Raw genomic sequence first — 959 nt, forward strand, 5'->3', positions numbered from 1 at the left:
AGATCATGCGCTCGATGCTCGACAACTGGGGTGTCGTGGTGGCCGGCATGGGGATGGTGATCATGACGACGGTGTCGTTCTACATGATTACCGCCTACACGCCGACCTTCGGCAAGGAAGTGCTGCACCTGTCGTCGCTCGACGCGCTCGTCGTGACCGTTTGCGTCGGGATCTCGAATCTCGTGTGGCTGCCGCTGTCCGGCGCGCTGTCCGACCGCATCGGTCGCCGCCCGGTGCTGATCGCCTTCACCGTGCTGACGCTGGTGTCGGCTTATCCGGCCGTGCTGTGGCTCGTCGGCGATCCGTCGTTCCTGCGGCTGCTCGCGGTCGAGCTGTGGCTGTCGTTCCTGTACGCGTCGTACAACGGCGCGATGGTCGTCGCGCTGACCGAAGTGATGCCGGCCGACGTGCGGACGGCCGGCTTCTCGCTCGCGTACAGCCTGGCCACGACGATCGGCGGCTTCACGCCGGCGATCTCGACGCTGCTGATCCACCAGACGGGCAACAAGGCGGCGCCGGGGCTGTGGCTGAGCGTGGCCGCGATCTGCGGCCTGATCGCGACGCTCGTGCTGTATCGCACGGCCGATGCGCGCAACCAGTACAAGTCAGCCTGACGGCGGCCGGTATATCGCGCGGTGTCGGCCGCGCATCACATCGAAAAGGGAGCGCGATGCGCTCCCTTTTTCGCTTGCGGTCATGCGTTGCGCAGCATGTCGGCCACCGAGGCCGCCACGTCGCGCCACGCGCCCGGGGCCGGCTGGCGGGCGATCCTGGCTCGCGGATACCACGGACAGTCGTCGCCGGTGAACCAGCGCCAGTCGGCCGCGAACGGCAGCATGACCCACAGCGGCTTGCCGAGCGCGCCCGCGAGGTGCGCGACCGCCGTGTCGATCGTGACGACGCCGTCCAGGCGCTCGATCAGCGCGGCCGTATCGGCAAAGTCGTTCAGCCGGCCGTCG

At 68.3% G+C, this 959-nt stretch carries 2 protein-coding genes; one reads left to right on the top strand and one right to left on the bottom strand.

Features of this window, described 5'->3' with window-relative positions; genetic code table 11:
* Positions 1 to 614: MFS transporter (locus JMF90_RS38500; RefSeq protein ID WP_201326485.1), on the top strand; the 614-nt coding region annotated here is incomplete at its 5' end.
* 80 nt (positions 615 to 694) lie between these two features.
* Here JMF90_RS38500 and JMF90_RS38505 read toward each other — a convergent pair.
* Positions 695 to 959 (bottom strand): glycosyltransferase family 9 protein (locus JMF90_RS38505; protein WP_305790784.1); only part of this gene is annotated, 265 nt, incomplete at its 5' end.

The organism is Burkholderia sp. E168m23 (assembly GCF_016586125.1).
GTDB lineage: Bacteria > Pseudomonadota > Gammaproteobacteria > Burkholderiales > Burkholderiaceae > Burkholderia > Burkholderia orbicola.